Source organism: Microbacterium testaceum (assembly GCF_003075375.1).
Classification (GTDB): Bacteria; Actinomycetota; Actinomycetes; order Actinomycetales; family Microbacteriaceae; genus Microbacterium; species Microbacterium testaceum_E.
In genome coordinates, this window is the sequence record NZ_QDFT01000011.1 from 41,147 (window position 1) to 63,522 (window position 22,376).

General features: G+C 70.5%; 20 protein-coding genes. 11 read left to right on the forward strand and 9 right to left on the reverse strand.

Features of this window, described 5'->3' with window-relative positions:
* Positions 1 to 119: 119 nt before the first annotated feature.
* Both DC432_RS06415 and valS read right to left on the reverse strand, forming a co-directional pair.
* Positions 120 to 368, reverse strand: coding sequence for a hypothetical protein (locus DC432_RS06415; protein WP_116537153.1), 249 nt, complete (start codon positions 366 to 368; stop codon positions 120 to 122).
* Entirely contained in the window at positions 368 to 2,935 is a 2,568-nt protein-coding gene (gene valS / locus DC432_RS06420; RefSeq protein WP_116537154.1) for a valine--tRNA ligase, read from the reverse strand. The genes DC432_RS06415 and valS overlap by 1 nt, the downstream gene beginning before the upstream one ends.
* A gap of 178 nt (positions 2,936 to 3,113) precedes the next feature.
* On the opposite strand from valS, the gene DC432_RS06425 reads away from it, so the two are divergent.
* From DC432_RS06425 to ndk, 8 genes are all read left to right on the forward strand, one after another.
* Complete coding sequence (locus DC432_RS06425; protein ID WP_116537155.1) at positions 3,114 to 4,727, forward strand: ABC transporter substrate-binding protein; 1,614 nt, start codon at positions 3,114 to 3,116, stop codon at positions 4,725 to 4,727.
* Positions 4,728 to 4,741: 14 nt separating this feature from the next.
* Positions 4,742 to 5,719, forward strand: coding sequence for an ABC transporter permease (locus DC432_RS06430; protein WP_116537156.1), 978 nt, complete (start codon positions 4,742 to 4,744; stop codon positions 5,717 to 5,719).
* Positions 5,716 to 6,552, forward strand: a complete 837-nt coding sequence (locus DC432_RS06435; protein WP_116537157.1) for an ABC transporter permease — start codon at positions 5,716 to 5,718, stop codon at positions 6,550 to 6,552. Before DC432_RS06430 ends, DC432_RS06435 begins: the two co-directional genes overlap by 4 nt.
* A complete protein-coding gene (locus DC432_RS06440) occupies positions 6,549 to 8,099 on the forward strand; it encodes a dipeptide ABC transporter ATP-binding protein (RefSeq protein WP_116537158.1) in 1,551 nt (516 codons plus the stop codon). Before DC432_RS06435 ends, DC432_RS06440 begins: the two co-directional genes overlap by 4 nt.
* A gap of 420 nt (positions 8,100 to 8,519) precedes the next feature.
* Entirely contained in the window at positions 8,520 to 11,915 is a 3,396-nt protein-coding gene (ileS, locus tag DC432_RS06445; protein WP_116537159.1) for an isoleucine--tRNA ligase, read from the forward strand.
* A complete protein-coding gene (locus DC432_RS06450) occupies positions 11,912 to 13,264 on the forward strand; it encodes a bifunctional folylpolyglutamate synthase/dihydrofolate synthase (protein WP_116537160.1) in 1,353 nt (450 codons plus the stop codon). Before ileS ends, DC432_RS06450 begins: the two co-directional genes overlap by 4 nt.
* Positions 13,261 to 13,674, forward strand: a complete 414-nt coding sequence (locus DC432_RS06455; protein WP_116537161.1) for a DUF4233 domain-containing protein — start codon at positions 13,261 to 13,263, stop codon at positions 13,672 to 13,674. The genes DC432_RS06450 and DC432_RS06455 overlap by 4 nt, the downstream gene beginning before the upstream one ends.
* A gap of 3 nt (positions 13,675 to 13,677) precedes the next feature.
* On the forward strand, positions 13,678 to 14,094 hold the full coding sequence (gene ndk, locus DC432_RS06460) for a nucleoside-diphosphate kinase (RefSeq protein WP_108318329.1): 417 nt from the start codon (positions 13,678 to 13,680) through the stop codon (positions 14,092 to 14,094).
* 333 nt (positions 14,095 to 14,427) lie between these two features.
* On the opposite strand, the gene DC432_RS06470 is transcribed toward ndk, so the two are convergent.
* The 6 genes from DC432_RS06470 to DC432_RS06495 all read right to left on the reverse strand — a co-directional run bounded on the left by DC432_RS06470 (position 14,428) and on the right by DC432_RS06495 (position 18,111).
* Positions 14,428 to 15,024 (reverse strand): vitamin K epoxide reductase family protein, encoded by a 597-nt coding sequence (locus DC432_RS06470; protein WP_116537163.1) that lies wholly within the window; start codon positions 15,022 to 15,024, stop codon positions 14,428 to 14,430.
* 103 nt (positions 15,025 to 15,127) lie between these two features.
* Entirely contained in the window at positions 15,128 to 16,654 is a 1,527-nt protein-coding gene (locus DC432_RS06475; protein WP_116537164.1) for a hypothetical protein, read from the reverse strand.
* On the reverse strand, positions 16,651 to 16,968 hold the full coding sequence (locus tag DC432_RS06480) for a hypothetical protein (protein WP_116537165.1): 318 nt from the start codon (positions 16,966 to 16,968) through the stop codon (positions 16,651 to 16,653). Before DC432_RS06480 ends, DC432_RS06475 begins: the two co-directional genes overlap by 4 nt.
* Positions 16,965 to 17,384 (reverse strand): hypothetical protein, encoded by a 420-nt coding sequence (locus DC432_RS06485; protein WP_116537166.1) that lies wholly within the window; start codon positions 17,382 to 17,384, stop codon positions 16,965 to 16,967. Before DC432_RS06485 ends, DC432_RS06480 begins: the two co-directional genes overlap by 4 nt.
* Before the next feature lie 23 nt (positions 17,385 to 17,407).
* Positions 17,408 to 17,707, reverse strand: a complete 300-nt coding sequence (locus tag DC432_RS06490) for a WXG100 family type VII secretion target (RefSeq protein WP_116537167.1) — start codon at positions 17,705 to 17,707, stop codon at positions 17,408 to 17,410.
* Complete coding sequence (locus DC432_RS06495) at positions 17,704 to 18,111, reverse strand: YbaB/EbfC family nucleoid-associated protein (protein WP_116537168.1); 408 nt, start codon at positions 18,109 to 18,111, stop codon at positions 17,704 to 17,706. The genes DC432_RS06490 and DC432_RS06495 overlap by 4 nt, the downstream gene beginning before the upstream one ends.
* Positions 18,112 to 18,415: 304 nt before the next feature.
* On the opposite strand from DC432_RS06495, the gene DC432_RS06500 reads away from it, so the two are divergent.
* Positions 18,416 to 21,109, forward strand: coding sequence for an Rne/Rng family ribonuclease (locus DC432_RS06500; protein WP_243393054.1), 2,694 nt, complete (start codon positions 18,416 to 18,418; stop codon positions 21,107 to 21,109).
* A gap of 69 nt (positions 21,110 to 21,178) precedes the next feature.
* Here DC432_RS06500 and DC432_RS06505 read toward each other — a convergent pair whose 3' ends face one another.
* Positions 21,179 to 21,481 (reverse strand): DUF4031 domain-containing protein, encoded by a 303-nt coding sequence (locus DC432_RS06505; RefSeq protein WP_116537169.1) that lies wholly within the window; start codon positions 21,479 to 21,481, stop codon positions 21,179 to 21,181.
* Positions 21,482 to 21,696: 215 nt separating this feature from the next.
* Here DC432_RS06505 and rplU point away from each other — a divergent pair, with 215 nt between their 5' ends.
* Together rplU and rpmA are read left to right on the forward strand one after the other, a co-directional pair.
* The gene (gene rplU / locus DC432_RS06510; RefSeq protein WP_076675829.1) at positions 21,697 to 22,005 is read left to right on the forward strand and encodes a 50S ribosomal protein L21; all 309 of its coding nucleotides are present in this window, start codon (positions 21,697 to 21,699) and stop codon (positions 22,003 to 22,005) included.
* 18 nt (positions 22,006 to 22,023) lie between these two features.
* Positions 22,024 to 22,281 (forward strand): 50S ribosomal protein L27, encoded by a 258-nt coding sequence (gene rpmA / locus DC432_RS06515; RefSeq protein WP_013586440.1) that lies wholly within the window; start codon positions 22,024 to 22,026, stop codon positions 22,279 to 22,281.
* Positions 22,282 to 22,376 lie beyond the last annotated feature (95 nt).

A 22,376-nucleotide genomic window follows, 5' to 3' on the forward strand; every position in this document is an offset into this window, starting at 1 on the left:
ACGGACGTCCGCGAGCGTCCTGGGCTCACCCCCTCCGGTGGAGCGCGAGAGGCTCCGAAGCGGACGAGCCCGCCGCCCCCGGACGGGGACGGCGGGCTCGGGGCTCGTCGAGACGCGGCTCAGGCGAATTCGGCGTCGTCGTCGTAGCGCACGACGACCTCACCCGAGGCGTCCTGGCTCACGATGACCCCGGTGTCGAGCTCGGCGACGGGTCGACCCTCGAGGAAGGTCAGCGTCCACCGCGGGGCGGGGGCACTGAGTCCGTCGGGGTTGAGAGCGGCCTCGACCGCGGCGATCTGCGCGTGCAGCGCCTCGGGAACGGCCTTGGGGGGCTGCTCACGGGCGGTCCAACGGGTTCCGAGTTGCATCAGGCCTCCTGGGGTGCGAACACGATGTCGGTGACGGTGGTGGCGTCGGCCTCGGCGAACGAGATCGCCTCGATCCGGCCCACGGCGCGCAGGTCGCCCTCGGCGAGGCGGAGGGCCTCGACGTGCGGGCCCGAGACGGTGAGCGAGGTGACCGGGGTCTTCTGCGAGGCCTTCGCCTCGGTCTTGGCGCGACGGATGCCGATGAGCGCGGCGCTGACGGTGGTCAGCACGGCCGGGTCGCCCTCGATGCCGAGCGGCTCGGGCCACGCGGCGGTGTGCACCGAGCCCTCTTCGAACCACGACCACACCTCTTCGGACGCGAACGACAGCACGGGCGCGAACAGCCGCACGAGCGTCGACAGCGCGGTGCGCAGCGCGAGGGCCGCGGACGCCTGTCCCGCGTCGGACTGGTCGTACGCGCGCTCCTTCACCAGCTCGAGGTAGTCGTCGCAGAAGGTCCAGAAGAACGACTCGGTGATCTCGAGCGCCCGCGCGTGGTCGTACGCCTCGAACGCGGCGGTGGCGTCGCGCACCACGGCATCCAGGGTCGAGAGCATCGACGCGTCGAGCGCGTGCGTGACCTCGGCGCCCTTGGGCACGGGGAACGACAGCACGAACTTCGCCGCGTTGAGCAGCTTGATCGCGAGGCGCCGGCCGATCTTGACCTGGGTCGGGTTCTGGGGGTCGAAGGCCGCATCGGTGCCGAGGCGGCTCGACGCCGACCAGTAGCGCACGGCGTCAGAGCCGTGCTGCTGCAGGATGTCGGCGGGCGTGACCACGTTGCCCTTGGACTTCGACATCTTCTTGCGGTCGGGGTCGACGATGAAGCCCGAGATGGCGGCATCCGTCCAGGGGCTCCGGTCGTCTTCGAGGGCGCTGCGCAGCATGGTCGAGAAGAGCCACGTGCGGATGATGTCCTGACCCTGCGGGCGCAGGTCGAACGGCGACACGAGGTTCCACAGCTCCTCGTCGCGCTGCCAGCCGCCGGCGAGCTGCGGGGTGAGCGACGACGTCGCCCACGTGTCGAGGATGTCGCGCTCGGCGTCGAAGCCGCCCGGGACGCCGCGCTGGTCCTCCGTGTAGCCCGGGGGCACGTCGGTGGTCGGGTCGACCGGCAGCGAAGCCAGGTCGGGGGTGAGCACGCGGTCGTAGTCGCGCTCTCCGTCCTCGTCGAGGCCGTACCAGACCGGGATCGGCACACCGAAGAACCGTTGACGCGACACGAGCCAGTCGCCCGTGAGGCCGTTGGTCCAGTTCTCGAAGCGCACGCGCATGAAATCGGGATGCCACGACATCTCGCGGCCGAGGGTCACCAGGCGCTCGCGCAGCTCGGCATCCCGAGCCCCGTTGCGGATGTACCACTGGCGCGTCGACACGATCTCGAGCGGGCGGTCGCCCTTCTCGAAGAACTTCACGGGATGGGTGAAGGGCTTGGGGGCGCCCTCCATGGCGCCGGATTCCTGCAGCAGCTCGACGATGCGCTTCTTGGCGCTGAACACCGTCTTGCCCGACAGTTCCGCGTAGGCCGCCTTCGCGGCATCCGTCACGATCACATCGGGAGCGTCGGCGACGATGCGGCCGTCCTTGCCGATGATCGTGCGGTTTGGCAGGTCGAGCTCGCGCCACCAGATGATGTCGGTCACGTCGCCGAAGGTGCAGATCATGGCGATGCCCGAGCCCTTGTCCTTCTGCGCGAGCGGGTGAGCGAGCACGGGCACCTCGACGTCGAACAGCGGGGTGCGCACGGTCGTGCCGAACAGGGGCTGGTAGCGCTCGTCGTCCGGGTTGGCCACCAGCGCCACGCACGCCGGCAGCAGCTCGGGGCGGGTGGTCTCGATGAACACGTCGCCCGAACCGTCGGTCTTGGCGAAGCCCACGCGGTGGTACGCGGCGGGCTGATCGCGGTCCTCGAGCTCGGCCTGGGCGATCGCGGAGCGGAAGTCGACGTCCCACAGCGTCGGGGCGAGCGCCTGATACGCCTCGCCGCGGTCGACGTTGCGCAGGAACGCCAGCTGGCTCGTGCGGATGGAGTCGTCCGAGATGGTGCGGTAGGTCTGCGTCCAGTCGACGCTCAGGCCCAGCTCGCGGAACAGGTCCTCGAACTGCTTCTCGTCCTCGACCGTGAGCTGCTCGCACAGCTCGATGAAGTTGCGGCGGCTGATGGGCACCTGGTCGGCGGCCTTGCTGCTCTTGTTGTCGCCGCCCGCGAACGGCGGGGTGAAGTCGGCGTCGTAGGGGAGCGAGGGGTCGCAGCGCACGCCGTAGTAGTTCTGCACGCGGCGCTCGGTGGGCAGGCCGTTGTCGTCCCAACCCATCGGGTAGAACACCGTCTTGCCGCGCATGCGCTCGAAGCGCACCTTCACGTCCGTGTGCGTGAACGAGAACACGTGCCCGATGTGCAGGCTTCCGGATGCCGTCGGCGGCGGCGTGTCCACCGAGTACACGCCCTGGCGGCCGGCCTCGGCGGCGCGGGGGCGGTCGAACACGTACGTGCCGCGCTCTTTCCAGGCGGCATCCCATTTCTGCTCGAGGCCTTCCAGGGCGGGCTTGTCGGGAATGGTGGCCATGGGGGTACTCCTCGAGCGATATGGGCGGCACTGTGTGAGCGTGCCTGATGGGTGTGGCATCCATCGTATCGGGACGGGCTCGTCGTGTCGGGGGCGCGCACGAACCCCCACTTTCCGCACCGGGTCCAGCAACGCGGGTAGGCTGGAGTTTCCCCACCAGACACTTCGAGGTTTCGTCATGCCTTCACAGCTTTACCGTCGCGTGATCTCGGCGGTCGCCGTCGCCGCGGTCGCCGCTCTCTCGCTCTCGTCGTGCGCCGGTTCCGACCCGGCCGCCCAGGGCGACGGAGAGATCGTCTGGGCCATCGAGGGCGCCAACCTCTCGGCCGGCAAGATGGACCCGCAGACCAGCCAGCTCGACGTCACCGCCATGGTGCAGCGCGCCGTGCTCGACTCGCTGGTGTTCCAAGAGGCCGACGGGTCGTTCTCGCCGTGGCTCGCCGAGTCGTGGGACGTCGAGGACGGCGGCGCGAGCTACCTGTTCCGCCTGCGCACGGACGTGACCTTCCACGATGGCACGCCCTTCGACGCCGCCGCCGTCAAGGCGAACTTCGATCGCATCGTCGACCCCGACACCGCGTCGGCGCAGGCCGCGAGCATGCTCGGCGGCGATCTGTACGCCGGCACCGACGTCGTCGACGAGCACACCGTGCGCGTGCGTTTCAGCGAGCCCTACTCCCCGTTCCTGCAGGCCGCGAGCACGGCTCTGCTCGGCTTCTACTCGCCGCAGGTGCTCGAGACCAAGGCAGACCAGCTCGCCGCGGGCGGGCCCGATGTGACCGTCGGCACGGGCCCCTTCGAGCTGACCGAGTACACGCCCGACCAGGACATCGTCTACACCCGCAACGACGACTACACCTGGGGCCCCGACGGCACCGGTAAGCCGTCGTTCAAGACGCTGCGGGTCGACATCCTCCCCGAGGCCTCGGTGCGCGTCGGCGCGCTGTCGAGCGGGCAGGCCGACGTCGTGACCAACCTGCCGCCGAACCTCGTCGAGCAGGTTCCCGCCGACGACACCGTCGAGTCGATCGCCTACCCCGGCCTGCCGTACTCGCTCTTCCTCAACGAGAAGTACGGCGTCTTCGCCGACCAGAAGGTCCGCCAGGCGTTCACGCGGGCGATCGACGTCGACACGGCCGTGCAGCAGATCTTCTTCGGCCAGTACCCCCGCGCGTGGAGCATCCTGGGGGCGACCACCCCCGGATACGACGCGAGCCTCGAGAACAGCCGGCCCTTCGACCCGTCCGCGGCCAACGCCCTTCTCGACGAGGCCGGCTGGACGGGACGGGATGCCGACGGCATCCGCACCAAGGACGGTCAGCGCCTCACGGCTCGCTGGATCGCGTGGACGCCCGTACCCGACGACCGGGCGGCGCTCGCCAACGCCGTGCAGAGCGATCTGAAGGCCGTCGGCTTCGACCTGCAGCGCGAGGTTCTCGAGCCCGGCGCGTACAACGAGCAGTACGGTCCCAAGACGTACGACGTCACCGACTGGGGCTTCTCGGGCGTCGACGCCGATCTGCTGCGCAGCCACCTGGCCACCGACGGCTTCCAGAACGCCTCGCAGGTGAGCGATCCGACGCTCGACGAGCTGCTCGCCCAGGGCGCGTCGACCACCGACCAGGCCGCGCGCGACGACGTCTACGCGCAGGTCCAGCAGTGGAACGCCGAGCACGCGGCGATCGTGCCGCTGTACAGCCCCACGCTGATCTCGGCCGTGCGTCCCGACGTGTCGGGTCTGACCTTCGACCTGTACGGTCGCCCGCTGTTCGCGACCGCCACCGTCGGCTGAACAGGGACCCCCGGATGCCACGCCCCCGCCCGCGCGCTCTGCTGAGCCGCCTCGGCGGGGTCGTGGCATCCGTCGTCCTCGTCCTGTGGGGCGCGGCGACGCTGGCGTTCGCCGCGTTCCGGATCATCCCGGGCGACCCGGTGTCGGTCATGCTCGGCCCGCAGGCGCAGGTGAGCGAGTCCGTCAAGGCGGGGATCCGCAGCGACCTGGGGCTGGACCGTCCCGTGGGGGAGCAGTACGTCGCCTTCCTCGGCCGGCTGGTCCGCGGCGACCTCGGCGAGTCGTACCAGCTGCGCCAGCCCGTCGCCGAGGTCATCGGCCGGCAGCTCGGACCCACCCTGCAGCTGTCGGCGCTCGCGCTGATGATCGCGGTCGTCCTGGCCCTGGCATCCGCTCTGCTCGTACGCGGACGGACCGGGCGGGCCGTGGCATCCGGGATCGAACTCGTCGTGCTGTCGTCGCCGGTGTTCTGGACGGGGTTGGTGCTGCTGAGCGTGTTCTCGTTCCAGCTCGGGTGGTTCCCCGTGTCGGGCGCCCGCGACGGGGCGGCGATCGTGCTGCCGGCGGTGACGCTCGCCCTACCCGTGGCGGCGCTGCTGTCGCAGGTGCTGCGCGACGGGGTCGAGGCGGCCGAGCGCGAACCGTTCCTGTTGACGGTGCGGGCCCGCGGCGCGGCCCCGCTGCGCGAGAGCGTGCACCACACACTGCGGCACGCGAGCGTCGGGGGAGTCACCCTGGCGGCGTATCTCGTGGGCTCGCTCCTGGGCGGCGCCGTATTGGTCGAGACCGTCTTCGCCCGACCGGGAATCGGGCGTGTGACGCTGACGGCCATCACGGATCGCGACCTGCCCGTCATCACCGGGGTGATCCTGCTGAGCGCGCTGGTGTTCGTCGTGGTCAACACGATCGTCGACCTCGTCGTCCCGCTCATCGACCCGCGGTTGCGCGCGGCGAGACCCGCCCTGGCGGCCCGGACGGGGGTGCCCGCGTGAGCTCCACCACCGTCGCGCGAGCGCGCGCGGGTCGGATCGTCGCCCTCTCGGCCGCGGGGGCCGTGCTGGCCGTCGTCGCGCTGGCCGCCGTCGCGCCCGGGCTGCTCGCCACGCACGACCCCCTGCTCACCGACGTGCGGGCGACGCTGCAGCCGCCGAGCGCCGCGCACCTCTTCGGCACCGACCAGAGCGGTCGCGACGTGTACTCGCGGGTCGTCCACGGCGCCGCCCGATCGGTGGGGATCGGCCTGCTCGCGACCGGTCTGGCCCTGGTCGTCGGCGTCGTCGCCGGGTCGCTGTCGGCGGTCGCGCCCCGGTTCGTTGATGCCGCGGCCATGCGCGTGGTCGACGTGCTGCTGGCGTTCCCCGAGTTCCTCGTCGCCCTGCTCGTCGTGGCGGTGCTGGGTCCGGGGGCCGCGAACGTCGCCCTGGCGGTGACCCTCGCGGCCGTTCCCGTGTACGTGCGGCTGGCGCGGGCGCAGACGCGTTCGCTGGCTGCGGCCGAGCATGTCGAGGCCGCGCGGAACATCGGGGTCCCGGCGGTCCTGGTGCACGTGCGGCACGTGCTGCCGGGTGTCGTCGGTGCGGTGAGCGTACTCGCCACGATCGGCGTGGGCACGAGCATCCTCGCGGCGGCGGGGCTCAGCTTCCTGGGCCTCGGCCCCACCGAGCCCACGCCGGAGTGGGGACTGATGCTGTCGGCCGGCCGCAACCTGCTGCTGCAGGCGCCCTGGGTCGCGCTGTTCCCGGGCCTGGCGATCACGGCGACCGTGGTGAGCATCAGCGTCGTCGGACGCATCCTGCGCGCCCGAGCAGAGGAGCGGGGCGCATGAGCGACGGCGTGCAGGTCCGCGGTCTGCGCATCGACGGGCCCGAGGGTGCTCTCGTGCGCGACCTCGACCTGGACGTGCGCGCGGGGGAGTGCGTGGCGCTGGTCGGTGAATCGGGCGCCGGCAAGTCCCTGACGGCCAGAGCCCTGCTCGGGCTGATGCCCACGTCGACGCGCGTCAGCTCCGAGACGCTGCGGATCGACGGGAACGACGTCCGCGACCTGTCTCCGCGCGGCTGGCGGGCGCTGCGCGGACGGAGCATCGCCCTCGTCTCGCAGGACGCGCTCGTGTCGCTCGACCCCCTGCGGCGCGTGGGTGCCGAGGTCGCCGAACCCGTGCGCATCCACGAGCCCGCCGTGCGCGGCGCCGCACTCGCGGACCGCGTGCGCGCGAGCCTCGAACGCGTCTCGCTTACCGAGCCCGACCGGCGTGCCCGGCAGTACCCGCACGAGCTGTCGGGGGGACTGCGCCAGCGCGCGCTGATCGCCTCGGCCCTCGCGGCCGGTCCGGCCGTCCTGGTGGCCGACGAGCCGACGACGGCTCTGGATGCCACCGTCCAGGCGCGCGTGCTCACGCTGCTGCGTCGCATCGCCGACGACGGTGTCGCGGTGCTCTTCATCAGTCACGACCTGGGCGCGGTCGCCCGCGTCGCCGACCGCGTGGTGGTCATGCGCGACGGGCGGGTCGTCGAGACCGGTCCCACCGCCGAGGTCCTGGCATCCCCCCGCGATCCGCACACCCGTGAGCTGGTCGCGGCGGTGTCGCACGAGCCCCTGCGCCGCGCTCCGCGCACCGACGAGCCCCTCGTCACGGGCGAGGGGCTGGTCAAGAGCTTCGACGGGCGTCGCGCGGTCGACGAGGTGTCGTTTGCCGTGCGTCGGGGCCGCACCCTGGCGGTCGTGGGGGAGTCGGGGTCGGGCAAGACGACGCTCGCGCGGATGATCGTGGGCGTGACCGCGCCCGACGAGGGCACCCTGACCTTCGACGGTCGGGCCTGGACCCCGCGCAGTGCCCGCGGCGTCGCGCGACGCCGGGTGCAGCTCGTGCAGCAGAACCCCTGGGGCGCGCTCGACCCGCGATGGAGCGTGGGTCGCACGCTCGCCGAGGCCGTCGCGGCCGGTGGCGTCCGCCGAGCCGAGCGGCGCGCGGCGGTCGAGGGGCTGCTCGACGAGGTGGGGCTGTCGCCCGCGTTCGTCCGGCGCCGGCCCGCGCAGCTCTCGGGCGGCCAGCGTCAGCGCGTTTCGATCGCCCGCGCGCTGGCGGTGTCGCCCGACCTGCTCGTGCTCGACGAACCCGTCTCGGCGCTGGATGCCTCGGTGCGCGCCCGCATCCTCGATCGCCTCCGCGACCTGCAGCGGCGACGGGACCTCGCGATGGTCTTCGTCACGCACGACCTCGACGTGGTCGCCGGCATCGCCGACGACGTGATCGTCATGCAGGACGGACGGGTGGTCGAAGAGGGGGCGGTGTCGTGCGTGTTCGCCGACCCCCGGCATCCCTTCACCCGGGAACTGCTGGCCGCGGCGGGTCTGGGTCCCGCCCGCGCCTGAGCCCGCGGGTCTCGGCGGCGCCTCCGCTTCCGCCGAGTGTCCAAGACGCGCCGCGCCCGTGCCGGCGCGACCGGCGTGTCCTGGACACTCGCCACCGGATGGGTGCATCCCTGGCCGCGTCCGCCTTCGCTCGAGTGTCCGAGACGCGCCGCGCCCGTGCCGGCGCGACCGGCGTGTCCTGGACACTCGACGGGCCGCGCGCGGCGCGCGCGCCTCGCGTAGACTGGACCCATCAGCACCGATCCGGCCATCACCGGGGAGCTCGCGGAAGAACGGGGTCACGGCCCCCAGTAGAACCGCGCGGGGCAGGCCCGTCACCGCCGCAGTGAGAGCGGCGTCCTCGCCAGGGGACGCAACGCAGGGTGGTACCGCGGTCCGCACGGATCGTCCCGGCGAGAGAACCTCGACCCGCGGAGTGACATGACCTACCCACGCCCCTCATCCTTCGGCCCCGCCGCTGACGCCAGCGCTGCGGGCTCGGCATCCGTCGTCCCCAGTCCCCGCTTCCCGGCGATCGAAGACGAGACCCTCGCCTTCTGGAAGGCCGACGACACCTTCCGCGCCTCGATCGCGAACCGCGAGGGCGCCGAGGAGTGGGTCTTCTACGACGGGCCCCCGTTCGCGAACGGACTGCCGCACTACGGTCACCTGCTCACCGGATACGCCAAGGACGTCTTCCCGCGCTTCCAGACCATGCGCGGCAAGAAGGTCGACCGCGTCTTCGGCTGGGACACCCACGGGCTGCCGGCCGAACTCGAGGCGATGAAGCAGCTCGGGATCACCGAGAAGGACGAGATCGAGGCCATGGGCGTCGCGACCTTCAACGGCAAGGCCCGCGAGTCGGTGCTCGAGTACACGCGCGAGTGGCAGGACTACGTCACCCGCCAGGCGCGCTGGGTCGACTTCGAGCGCGGCTACAAGACGCTCGACACCACGTACATGGAGAGCGTGCTCTGGGCGTTCAAGACCCTGCACGACAAGGGGCTCGCGTACGAGGGCTACCGCGTGCTGCCCTACTGCTGGCGCGACGAGACGCCCCTGTCGACGCACGAGCTGCGCATGGACGACGACGTCTACAAGATGCGTCAGGACCCCTCGGTCACCGTGACCTTCCCGCTCGTCGGCGCCAAGGCCGAGGCGCTCGGTCTGACCGGCGTCCGCGCCCTCGCGTGGACGACGACGCCCTGGACCCTGCCGACGAACCTGGCGCTCGCGGTGGGCCCCGGCATCCGCTACGCCGTGGTCGAGGGCGGCCCGAGCGGCGCGGCCGACGTGCACACGACGCCCGACGGTACGCCCGACGAGGCCTTCGAAGCGGTCGCGCACCGCTACCTGCTGGCCGAGGATCTGCTGCCCAACTACGCCAAGGACCTCGGATACGAGAGCGCGGATGCCGCCCGCGCGGCCGTGCAGACGACGATCTCGGGCGCGGAGCTCGAGGGCGTGTCGTACGACCGGCTCTTCGACTACTACGCCGACGCGTCGGTGTGGGGCACGCAGGACGCGTGGAAGATCCTGGTCGACGACTACGTCACGGTCAGCGACGGCACCGGCATCGTGCACCAGGCTCCCGCCTACGGTGAGGACGACAAGCGCCTCGCGGATGCCGCGGGCCTGCCGACGATCATCTCGCTCGACGACGGCGGACGGTTCCTGTCGGCCGTCACCGACGTCGCGGGCGAGCTGTGGCTCGAGGCCAACCGCCCCCTCATCCGCCTGCTCAAGCAGGGCGGGCGCCTGCTGCGCGAGGCCTCGTACGAGCACTCGTACCCGCACTGCTGGCGCTGCCGGAACCCCCTGATCTACAAGGCCGTGTCGAGCTGGTTCGTGCGCGTGACCGACATCAAGGAAGACCTGCTCGCCAACAACCAGCAGATCACCTGGGTGCCCGAGAACGTCAAAGAGGGCCAGTTCGGAAAGTGGCTCGAGGGCGCGCGCGACTGGTCGATCAGCCGCAACCGGTACTGGGGCTCGCCGATCCCGGTGTGGAAGAGCGACGACCCCGACTACCCGCGCGTCGACGTGTACGGCTCGCTCGCCGAGATGGAGGCCGACTTCGGCCGTCTGCCGGTGAACGCCGAGGGCGAGGTCGACCTGCACCGCCCGTACATCGACGACCTCACCCGGCCCAACCCCGACGACCCGACCGGAAAGTCGACGATGCGCCGCATCGAAGACGTGCTCGACGTGTGGTTCGACTCGGGTTCGATGCCGTTCGCACAGGTGCACTACCCGTTCGAGAACCACGAGTGGTTCGACGAGCACGCCCCCGCCGACTTCATCGTCGAGTACATCGGCCAGACCCGCGGCTGGTTCTACGTCATGCACGTGCTCTCGACCGCGCTGTTCGACCGCCCGGCCTACACGGGCGTGTCGTGCCACGGCATCGTGCTCGGCAACGACGGCCAGAAGATGTCGAAGTCGCTGCGCAACTACCCCGACGTGCGCGAGGTGTTCGACCGCGACGGGTCGGATGCCATGCGGTGGTTCCTCATGTCGTCGAGCGTGCTTCGCGGCGGCAACCTCGTCGTGACCGAGGAGGGCATCCGTTCGGGCGTGCGCGAGTTCCTGCTGCCGCTGTGGAACGCGTGGTACTTCTTCGCGACGTACAGCAACGCCTCGGGCCCCGACGGGTACACCGCCGAGTGGCGCACCGACTCCACCGACGTGCTCGACCGGTACATCCTCGCGCTGACCGGCGACCTCGTGGCGAACGTCGCCGCCGACCTCGAGGGCCTCGACTCCACGACCGCGGCCGAGCGCCTGCGCGACTTCGCCGAGGTGCTGACCAACTGGTACATCCGCCGCTCGCGCGACCGCTTCTGGGTGGGCGTCACCGACGACCCGCGCAGCCGCGAGGCCTTCGACACGCTCTACACCGTGCTCGAGACGCTGACCCGCGTCGCCGCCCCGCTGCTGCCGCTGGTCACCGAGCGCGTGTGGCAGGGCCTCACGGGCGGACGGAGCGTCCACCTGACCGACTGGCCCGACGCCTCGGCGTTCCCCGCCGCGGAAGACATCCGCACCGCGATGGACACCGTGCGCGAGGTCTCGAGCGTCGCCAACGCGCTGCGCAAGCGCGAGGGCAAGCGCGTGCGCCTGCCGTTGCCGCGTCTGACGGTGGTGACTCCGGATGCCGCGGGCCTGGCGCAGTTCGACGACATCCTGCGCGAGGAGCTCAACGTCAAGAGCGTCGAGCAGGTCGCCCTGCAGGACGGCACGGCCGCTGAGTACGGCATCACCCACCGCCTGTCGGTCAACGCCCGCGCCGCGGGGCCGCGCCTGGGCAAGCAGGTGCAGCAGGCGATCAAGGCCGCGCGAGAGGGCGACTGGAGCGAGGTCGACGGACAGGTGGTCGCGGGCGGGATCGCCCTCGAGCCCGCCGAGTACGACCTCGTCGTCGAGACCGCGGGCCGTCCCGAGGGTGAGGCGTTGGCCGTGCTGTCGTCGGGCGGCTTCGTGCTGCTCGACACGGTCACGACGCCCGAGCTCGAGGCCGAGGGACTGGCGCGCGACATGATCCGCGGCATCCAGGACACCCGCAAGGCCGCCGGCTTCGACGTGAGCGACCGGATCTTCCTGTCGCTGACGTTCGTCGACGACGCCGACGCCCGCGCCGTCGCCCAGGCCTTCGACGTGGCGGGCGTGGCATCCGAGACCCTCGCCGAGGCGGTCGTGCTCGCTGGACCCGAGGGCCGCCTCGTCGAGCACGGCTCGGCCCTGCCCGCCGAGTACGAGACGCAGATCGCCGCCAAGACCTACGCGAACGTCGGCGCCGTCACGGTGGCCGTCGCGCGGATCGGAGCGCCCGCATGAGCGACCGCACCCGGGCCGATGCCGTGTATGCGGCCCTCCTCGAGCGCCAGGGCGAGCAGTGGGTCCAGCCGCGCGTCGAGCGCACGCGGCGCGTGCTCGAGCTGCTCGCCGACCCGCAGCGCACGTACCGTGTGATCCACGTCACCGGCACCAACGGCAAGACCTCGACCAGCCGCATGATCGAGAGCCTGCTGCGCGCGATGGGCCTGCGCACCGGCCTGTTCACAAGCCCCCACCTGGAGCGTTTCACCGAGCGCATCCTGATCGACGGCGAACCGGTGGCGGATGCCGCCATCGCCGACGCCTGGGACGAGATCCAGCCGTTCGTCGGCATGGTCGACGGTGAGCTCGACGCCGCCGGAGACGCCCCGCTGACGTTCTTCGAGCTGCTCACGGTGCTGGCCTTCGTGGTCGCCGCCGACGCGCCGATCGACGTGCTCGTGCTCGAGGTCGGCATGGGCGGGGAGTGGGACTCCACGAACACCGCCGACGGCGACGTGGCCGTGTTCGCGCCCATCGACATCGATCACGCGGATCGTCTCGGATCCACCATCGCCGAGATCGCCACGGTCAAGGCCGGGATCATCAAGCCGGGCGCGGCGGTCGTCTCGGCCGCTCAGCCCGCCGAGGCCCTGCGCGCGATCCGCGCTCGCGCCGACAAGGAGGGCGCGACCGTGGCCGTGGCTGGCGACGGGTTCGCCCTGGAGTCGCAGACCCTGGCGGTGGGCGGTCAGCAGCTCGACATCCGCGGGGTCGCCGGAACCTACCGCGAGGTCTACCTGCCGCTCTACGGGGCGCACCAGGGAGCGAACGCGGCCCTCGCCGTGGCCGCCGTCGAATCGCTCGTCGGCGGAGGCACGCAGCCTCTCGCCGCCGACGTGGTGGCCGACGGCCTCGGCAACGCCACGTCTCCGGGCCGCCTGCAGCTCATCGGCACGGCACCGACGGTGCTGGTGGACGCCGCGCACAACCCGCACGGCGCGCGGGCGCTGGTCGCCGCCCTCGACGAGTCCTTCGACATCGACGAGTGGGGTGCCGTCATCGGCATCCTCGAGGGCAAGGATGCCGCGGGCATCATGTCGGCGCTGGTCCCCGGCGTGGCGCGCGTCTTCGCCACCGCTCCCGACAGCGACCGCGCCACCGACCCCGACGCGATCGCCGATGTCGCCGAGGCGGCCGACCTCCCGGTCACCGTTCACCCCACCCTCGAGGACGCGGCCGACGCGGCCCGCGCGTGGGCCGCCGAGTCCGACCGTCGCGCGGTGGTCATCGCCGGTTCGGTCGTGCTCGCCGGAGAGGCGCTGCGCCTGTCGGAGCTCGAGGACTGGAAGGCCGGGTGGCAGGCATGAGTCCGCGTGAGCCGCGCGCTCCGCGCCCGCGCCGTCAGCGCGGCGCCCAGGAGTCGCTCGGTGCGGTCGTGCTCGGCTTCGAGTCGATCGTCGTCTTCCTCGGCGGTCTGGTCGTGTACGGCCTCAAGGTGCTCCCCGCGGGGATTGAACCATGGTGGGGGATCGTCGGCGGTGTCGTCCTGGCGGTGGCCATGGTGGCTGTGTCGGGACTGCTGCGCCATCGGTGGGCGCTGTTCGCCGGCTGGGCCCTGCAGGTGATCCTGCTGCTCGGCGGGCTCCTCGTTCCGGCGCTCGCGGTCGTCGCCGTCATTTTCGGTGGCATGTGGGCGTATGCAACGATCAAGGGAGCGGCACTGGACCGACGCAACGCCCGGCACGCCGCCGACCCCGACCTCTCGAACGGAGAATGACCCATGGCCACCGAAGAGACCCTCGTCCTGGTCAAGCCCGACGGCGTCGCCCGCGGACTGACCGGTGCGATCCTCGCCCGCATCGAGGCGAAGGGCTATGCGCTCGTCGACATCCGCCTCGTCGAGCCCGACCGCGAGACCCTCGCCCAGCACTACGCCGAGCACGAGGGCAAGCCGTTCTACGAGCCGCTCCTCGAGTTCATGCTCTCGGGTCCCTCCGTCGCGATCCGCCTCGCCGGCAACCGCGTCATCGAGGGCTTCCGCTCGCTCGCGGGCACGACCGACCCCACCACCGCCGCTCCCGGCACGATCCGCGGCGACTTCGGTCGTGACTGGGGCGTCAAGGTGCAGCAGAACCTCGTCCACGGCTCGGACAGTGTCGAGTCGGCCGAGCGCGAGCTCGCCATCTGGTTCGCCTGACCAGCCGCGTCTGACCCGGTTCGCCGGATGCCGTGAGGCCGCCGTCCCGTCAGGGCGGCGGCCTTCGTCGTGTTCGGCCGCGCGCGGAACTTTCGTGATGTGCACAACCTCCGCGGCATCCGCAGCCCGCGGGGTGAGGTTGTGCGCATCGCGGAGGTTGTGCACGACGCGAGGCGGGGCGGCCGCGCGCGGAACTTCCGTGATGTGCGCAACCTCCGCGGCATCCGCGGCCCGGGGGGTGAGGTTGTTCACATCGCGGAGGTTGTGCACATCGCGGAGGTTGTGCACGACGTAGCGTGACCGCGCACACCAACGCAGCAGTCCGCGCGCGGCTCAGAACTGCGCGAGCACGTCCAGTCGCGCCTGAGCGAGCACGGCGACCACGACGTAGGCCGCGAGCGTCATGAGCGGGACCCACACCATCAATCGATCCGCGACCTCGCGCACCCGAGCTCCGGGAACGACGCCCTCGCGCAGCACATGCAAAGTCACGACAAAGAACGAGGGGATCACGACCGACCACGTCACCATGCACCACGGGCACAAGGTGGCCAGGACGAAGATGCTCTGCGCGATCAACCAGATCACGAAGGTCAGCGCTCCCGCGAATCCGAGCCAGAACAGCGCCCAGAACCACTTCGCGAAGCGCGCTCCGGCCAGCAGCGCCATTCCGACCACGATGGGCGCGATCCATGCTCCCAGGCCGATGATCGGGTTCGGGAAGCCGAACACGCTTCCCTGCGCCGACTGCAGGTTCGTCGAGCACTGCACCAGCACGCTGAAGTCACAGGATGCCGCGGCCCCGGGGTTCTGCAACTGGTGGAAGCGTTCCATGGTCAGAGAGAACGCTGCGATCCATCCCACGACGCCCGCGAAGATCAGCCAGATCGCGACGACGACCGGGCGGCGGGGTGTGACGGACTCGCTCATGCCTCCATCCTTTCACCGCAGCCCTATGCGAATGCTTTGAGCGCGGGAGGCGACGCCGGCGGCACGGTCGGTCGCCGCTCGTGCAGGCGAATGTACGAGGTTCTCACTCGTGCGTCGTGAAGACGCTGTGGTCCACCACTTCGCCGGTGAGTACATCGAGGCCCGGTGGTGGACCGCCGTGCGACTGGGCATACTGCTTCTCCCATTCAGCGACCGAGTCAGCGTATGTCTGGTTGTCGTGCGCTGCGAGGGGGCTGAGAGGTCCCGGCATCAGAACGCGATTGACATTGGGCGCCGTCTCGTCGAACACATTGCCATCGAGCGTCGGGACGATGTCGGTGACGTGCTGGAACGCGTACACCGGAACATGCGGGGGGACATCGAACGAGTCGATGGGGGAGCCGTTCGTCACGACACCGACCGTGTTGTACGGGAATGTGCGGTCAGCCGCGAGGTTCGCCGCCATGATCCCACCTTGGCTGAAGCCGGTCAGGACGACATCGCCCCCCGGGGGGATGCCGGCATCACTCATTGCCTGGAGGACCGCCCGCTCGTATGCGGTGCGGAGAATCGGGTTGTCAGCCATAAGAGCGACATTGGAATCGCGGTCGTTTAGCGCGCCGGTGTCAGGACCCCACTGCCAATCCTGGGTGGACGGCAAGGAGACAACCCATCGCTCGACACCGTCAGCGCCTCGGATCTTCTTGACGTCGATGACTGTTGCATCTCCGACGCCCATGGCGTCAGTGGTGCCGTTCACCGCGACGAGGTCGGAGAGCGACGACAGATGAGTGACCGCCTGAGACACATCCCACGCCACTCGCCTGTCACCGTGCAGTCGGTCCGGATCCAGCTCCTCCACATCGGTGGAGTTCTGGAGGAAGTTCTGAGCGGCTCCGCCGAGCACGAGGCCCACCCCCACTCCCAGCGGTCCGAAGGGCGCGCCGGAAAGGGCGGTCGCCAGGGGCAGCATGCCGGCGACGATCTGTCGGATGTCGTCAATCGCCTCGGCGACGACGGGGAGGAGGCGCTGCAACAGGGCGCCGAGCGCGTGCAGGGCCTCCAGCACGTCGGTGACGAGTCGGCCGGTCGCTTCGATGAGGTCGAATGCGGCGCGCGCGAAGTCCTCCACCCGTTCTGCGATCTCAAGCGGATTGAGATCGAATGTGAAAAGCTCGTCGGCGAGGTGCGCGAGCTGCACGAGCGCGTCGCAGACGTACGACCGGGTGGCATCGACGATCCGCGAGGCGAGCCGGAGCGCTCCCGCGGTCGCCGCCGTCCATTCCGAGGCGTCGAGCGCGATCTTCTGCAGGTCTTCGTGTCGCTCGCGGAGGGCACGGATGGTTCGTCCGTCGAGGTCGGCCAGGGACGATGCCGCCCGCTGGACAGCATCCGGAATGTCATTAAGCGATCTTGAGGCTCCTTCCCAGCTCTCGGCGACGGAGGCCGTCGCGACGGGGTTCCCGACGAGCTCATCGAACCATTCGCGCAAGGGCTGAACGAACGGCACGACGACGCCGACGAACCCCGGGAGCTGCTCGCAGCGGTCGCCGCCGGGGCCGTTCATGGGCAGCGCTCCTGCCCAGCCTCCGCCGGCGAGCTCAGCGCTGATGACGGACGCCGTGGTCATGAGTCGTTCCGGGTGAAAGCGTCCACCGCGTTCTGCTCGATGGTGGCAAAACCGGACGCGGCCTGTTGGACTCCATCCGCGACCCGTTCGGCGAGATCCTGAGCCGACGACGAGAGATCGCGCGCGCGTCCTGCCAGAGCGTTGGCGAGGGGGACGACGAGACCCCGACTCAGGAGTCCGAACGCATCGTCCGGGAGGTCTGCTTGGATGCCCTCACCGGCACCCCCGAAGGCCGCGGACACCTCTCGAGCCCGGTCGCCCTGCTGTTGGAGGATCTCGCCGTCGATCTCGATGTGCTGGTTCGCTGCAATCACCGGCTGGACTCCTCTGCGATCTTCCTCGCCTCGTCCATCGTGATGCTTCCGTCTCCCCTGGGAGATGCTCCTAGGGCCTCCATGGCGGGCTCGACGTCGAGAAGATCGCTGTCCGCATCTCTCAGGTTGATGTCGACGTACGACATCGAGAGAGACCGATTGTCCAGAGCCGCGCCCAGGATCTGTTTCACGACGTCCGGAGACACCGCATCGCTCGGTTGCCGGATCGCAGCGAGCGTCCCCCCGATCGACAACGTCTCGGTGAACCCGCTCAGTCTGACGTCAGCCCACGCCTCCGTGATCCCCAGATCGGCCGCCTCCAGCGCGGCGGGAATCTCCGTCTCGTACGAATCATCGTGGAACGGCAACTGGCTGCAGCCCGAGACGACGCTCGCGGCGACGGCGATGCCGATCACACCGGCGAGACGCGCACGCCGTATCATGCCGTCGCCCCCAATGCCCGCGCTCCGGCGAGATCCGCCTCGCCGTATGCGGTGGCCAGCTCTTCCAGTGCGTCGCTCATGCGTGAAAGGAGCGCGGTTCGACTCACCAGGCGCTCGCCGAGCTGCGCCTGCGCCCGCGCGAAAGCCTGCTGGGCGTCGCCGCTCCACTGCAAGCTGAGCGTCGCGGATTCGCGCATGAGAGTGCCGACGAGAGCATCGATCTCGCCGCCTGCCGCCTTGATGGCAGCCGCTGCCGTCGAGAGTCGGTACGGCGTGACTTCGAGATGTTCGATCATTCGCTTCGCCTTCCTTGCGTGGAATGTGCGTATTCGTCGTCGAGACGCTGTCGGGTGGCGGCGACGAGAGGCGACGTTTCGCCGAGGCTCTGCGTCATCCGCCGCAACGCGACGTCGGCCGCATCGCGCTGTGCCGCTCGTACCGTGTCGGTCACGAGGCGGGACAGGGTTCGGGCGTCGTGGGAGAGTGCGGCTTGAGCGATCTCTACGCGTTCGACGCGTCCGCCCGCGGTGGCGATGACGCGGACCTCGCGCCCCGGGGACGCGGCCGTCGCTGTCGCCGTCTTCACGTCACCGGCCATCCGGGCGGCGTCTTCGGAACGCTCCCTGGCCTGCTCGACCTGCGCGCGCACGCGGGCCCGCGCCTCTTCGAGCGCGGTGAGCGCGTCATCGGACAAGGTCATGGGGCCCCCTTCGTCGTCAGCTCGACCCTACCGACATCCGCCGTACGCACCGCAGCGCCTGTGGATGAGGAACGTGCGAGCGCCGCCGTGGGCGTTCGCGGCGGTTCGTGCGATAATGAAGGCTGATGTGACCGCGGCCGCGCCGCAGGAACATCACCCAGAAGACTTCGGGCGATGACCGCCCTTCGCAGCCCGAGCCGCAGGCCGGCTGCAGACCGAATGAGTTCGCGGCCCCGCCGGGTGCGGCGCCGCATGAGATTTCGTCGGGCGACGCGCGGTGTCGCCCGCCAGGGAGTACCTGCAGATGGCCGAATCAACCGACGATCAGAATCCGACCGACGAGGCGACGACGTCCCCCGCGACCGAGGTCCCTTCGACCGAGGCCGCTCCCACGGTCGACGAAGAAGAAGAAGCGGTCCAGGATGCCGCTGACGCGGCCGCCGTCGACACCGAGGCCCCCGCGGTCCTCGACGTCGACGACATCCCCGCGTCGGACGATGCGGTGACCGTGACCACCGCCGACGCGGCGGACACCACGACCGAGCCCGCCGAGGCCTTGAAGCCTGCCGAGGCCCCGCAGTCCGCCGAGGCCCCGCAGCCCACCGAGGCTCCCCAGTCGGCCGAGGATGCGAAGGACGGCCCCGCCGACCAGCCCGCCGACGGCGACCAGCCCGCCGACGCCGCCACCTCCGAGGCCGAGCGCGCCGCCGACGCCGAGGGTTCGGCATCCGCTGATTCCTCCGCCGACGCGACGCCGGACGCACCCCGCGACGCTCAGCCGGCGAAGCCCGAGCCGGCGAAGCCCGAGCCCACGAAGCCCGAGCGCCCGACCGCGGTCTCGCTGGGTCTGCTTCCCGAGAACTTCGTGTCGGCCGTGTCGACGGCACTGCACTTCTATGCGCCCGAGCTTCCGGCGCTGCCCGCGCGCGACGACGCGTGGGACCGCGACGACCGCGACGACGAGGGCCCCGCCGAGCGCGGCTCGGCCAACGCCCGTCGCCGCAACCGCCGTCGCGGGGGAGCCAACGCTCCCGCGGACGAGCCCGCCGAGGCGCCCGCCGCCCCCGTGCGTCAGCGCGCGGTCGAGGTCATCACCGAGCCTCAGCGCATCAAGGGCTCGACCCGTCTCGAGGCCAAGAAGCAGCGCCGACGCGACGGTCGCGAGGCCGGTCGTCGTCGCCCCGTCGTCACCGAGGCCGAGTTCCTCGCGCGCCGCGAGGCCGTCGACCGCGTCATGGTCGTGCGCTCGAAGAGCGGTCGCATCCAGATCGCGGTGCTCGAAGACAACGTGCTCGTCGAGCACTACGTCGCCCGCAACCAGGACGCCTCGCTGATCGGCAACGTCTACCTCGGTCGCGTGCAGAACGTCCTGCCCAGCATGGAGGCCGCCTTCGTCGACATCGGACGCGGGCGCAACGCCGTGCTGTACTCGGGCGAGGTCGACTGGGACGGCGTCGAGACCAACAACCAGCCGCGCCGGATCGAGCTGGCCCTGAAGTCGGGCGACCGGGTGCTGGTGCAGGTCACCAAGGACCCCGTGGGTCACAAGGGCGCGCGCCTGACCAGCCAGATCTCGCTGCCCGGCCGTTACCTCGTCTACGTGCCGAACGGCACCATGAACGGCATCTCGCGCAAGCTCCCCGACACCGAGCGCGCACGCCTGAAGAAGATCCTCAAAGAGGTCCTGCCCGAGTCCTCCGGCGTCATCGTGCGCACGGCGGCCGAGGGCGCCACTGAAGAGCAGCTGACCCTCGACGTCCAGCGCCTCACCTCGCAGTGGGAGCACGTGTCGAGCCAGGTCAAGACCATCCAGGCTCCCGCTCTGCTGCACTCCGAGCCCGACCTGCTGGTCAAGATCGTCCGCGACGTCTTCAACGAGGACTTCACGCGCATGCTCATCCAGGGCGACGAGGCGCTGCAGACGATCTCGAGCTACCTCAAGGGCGTCGCGCCCGACCTGCTCGAGCGCGTCGAGAAGTACGAGGGCGATCAGGACCCCTTCGACGCCTTCCGCGTCACCGAGCAGATCGAGAAGGCGCTGGACCGCAAGGTGTGGCTGCCCTCGGGCGGCTCGCTGGTCATCGACCGCACCGAGGCCATGACCGTCGTCGACGTCAACACCGGCAAGTTCGTCGGGTCGGGCGGCAACCTCGAAGAGACCGTCACCAAGAACAACCTCGAGGCGGCCGAAGAGATCGTCCGGCAGCTGCGCCTGCGCGACATCGGCGGCATCATCGTCGTCGACTTCATCGACATGGTGCTGGAGTCCAACCGCGACCTCGTGCTGCGCCGCCTGATCGAGTGCCTGAGCCGCGACCGGACGAAGCACCAGGTCGCCGAGGTGACGTCTCTCGGTCTCGTGCAGATGACGCGCAAGAAGCTCGGCCTGGGCCTGCTCGAGACGTTCAGCGAGGCGTGCGAGGTCTGCGCCGGGCGCGGCGTGATCGTGCACCACGACCCGGTCGTGCGTCACCGCACCGCGGGTGCGTCCAACAGCAACGGCAACGGCGGCAACGGCTCGTCCAACCGTCGCGGTCGCGGCGGCAACGGCGGGTCGAACGGCAACGGCAACGCCAACAACAACGGCGGGTCGTCCGCCGCCTCGGGTGGCAACGGGGGAGCGGCGGCGCAGGCCGGCGGCACCCACGTGATCACCGAGGGCGTCAAGTCCGCACTCGCGCAGATCGCGGCATCCACCGTCAAGCCGACCCTGGACGACCCCGCCGTCGTCGAGGCCGCGGTCGTGGCGTCCGTGGAGGCCGTCCTCGAGGCGAAGTCCGACGCGGCGGAGGCCCCGGCCCCGGTGCGCGAGAAGCGTCCGCGCAAGAAGCGCGAGCCCAAGGCCCCGCGCACCGAGAAGGACGCGCTGCTCGAGTCGGTTCTCGAGGCCCTGCCCGAGCCAAAGGCTCCCGGCCAGGGTCGCTCGCGTCGCCGCGTGACGACCGCCGCGCTCACCGGCACGCCGGTCAACGCGCAGCCTCCGGCGACGGAGTCCTGAACCCGTTCCACAGCCTGAGGGGTCGTTCCCCGTCGACGCGCAGCGCGCTGGTCGGCGAGGGACGGCCCCTCAGGCGCGTCCGGGCGAGGACGGGGCGTCGGGGCGCGGGCGTCGCTCGCGCGCGGTGATGCGCAGTCCCGACGCACGCAACCGCCTGACGAGCTCCTTGCCGCCGACGTGCTCGGCGCCGGCGGCCACCAGCTCCGCGTGCCGTTCGTCCGGGACGTCGTAGTGGTCCAGATCGAAGGCGCGACGGGGGATGCCGGCGGCCTCGGCGAAGGCGTGGAGCTCAGCGAGGTCGCTGTCGCTGACGAGGTGCGCCCAGAGGCGACCGTGCGCGGGCCATTGCGGATCGTCGATGAGAATGGCCATGTACCGATCGTACGGTCGACACGCGGGGCCGATGCTTTTGCCGGATGTCCTCCCGTGAGCTAAACTTGACCCTTGGTGCGTCGCGTCCGCTCTCATCCGAGCGTGACCCCGCGGGCTTTGTGCCCGCTGGATCGCACCGAGACTTGGGTCGTCAGACCCTCCCGACGTCATCAGACAACCGGAGCCGTGCGCTCCCGAACGAAAACAGGTGTGAAGTGGTTTACGCAGTTGTGCGCGCCGGCGGCCGCCAGGAGAAGGTCCAGGTCGGCACGGTCGTCGTGCTCGACCGCCAGAAGGCGAAGGTCGGCGAGAGCATCCAGCTGCCCGCCGTGCTGTTCGTCGACGGCGACGCGGTCACGACCGACGCCGACAAGCTCGCGAAGGTCTCGGTCACGGCCGAGGTGCTCGGCGAGGAGCGCGGTCCGAAGATCGTGATCCAGAAGTTCAAGAACAAGACCGGCTACAAGAAGCGCCAGGGCCACCGTCAGGACCTCACGCGCGTCAAGATCACCGGCATCAAGTAAGAGCCAGGAGACGCAGAGATGGCACACAAAAAGGGCGCAAGCTCCACCCGCAACGGTCGTGACTCCAACGCACAGCGCCTCGGCGTGAAGCGCTTCGGTGGCCAGGCCGTCCTCGCCGGCGAGATCATCGTCCGCCAGCGCGGCACCCACTTCCACCCCGGCGCCAACGTCGGCCGTGGTGGCGACGACACGCTGTTCGCTCTGGCCGCCGGTGCGGTCGAGTTCGGCAACAAGGGCGGCCGCAAGGTCGTCAACATCGTCGCCGCAGCGGAGTAATCCACAGCGCTCCGGCGCTCTCGAGGGGGTGGGCACTGCCTGCCCCCTCTTTCTTTTCCCTCGTCGGCGAACCCGACCCTTCCCGGAAGGACCCG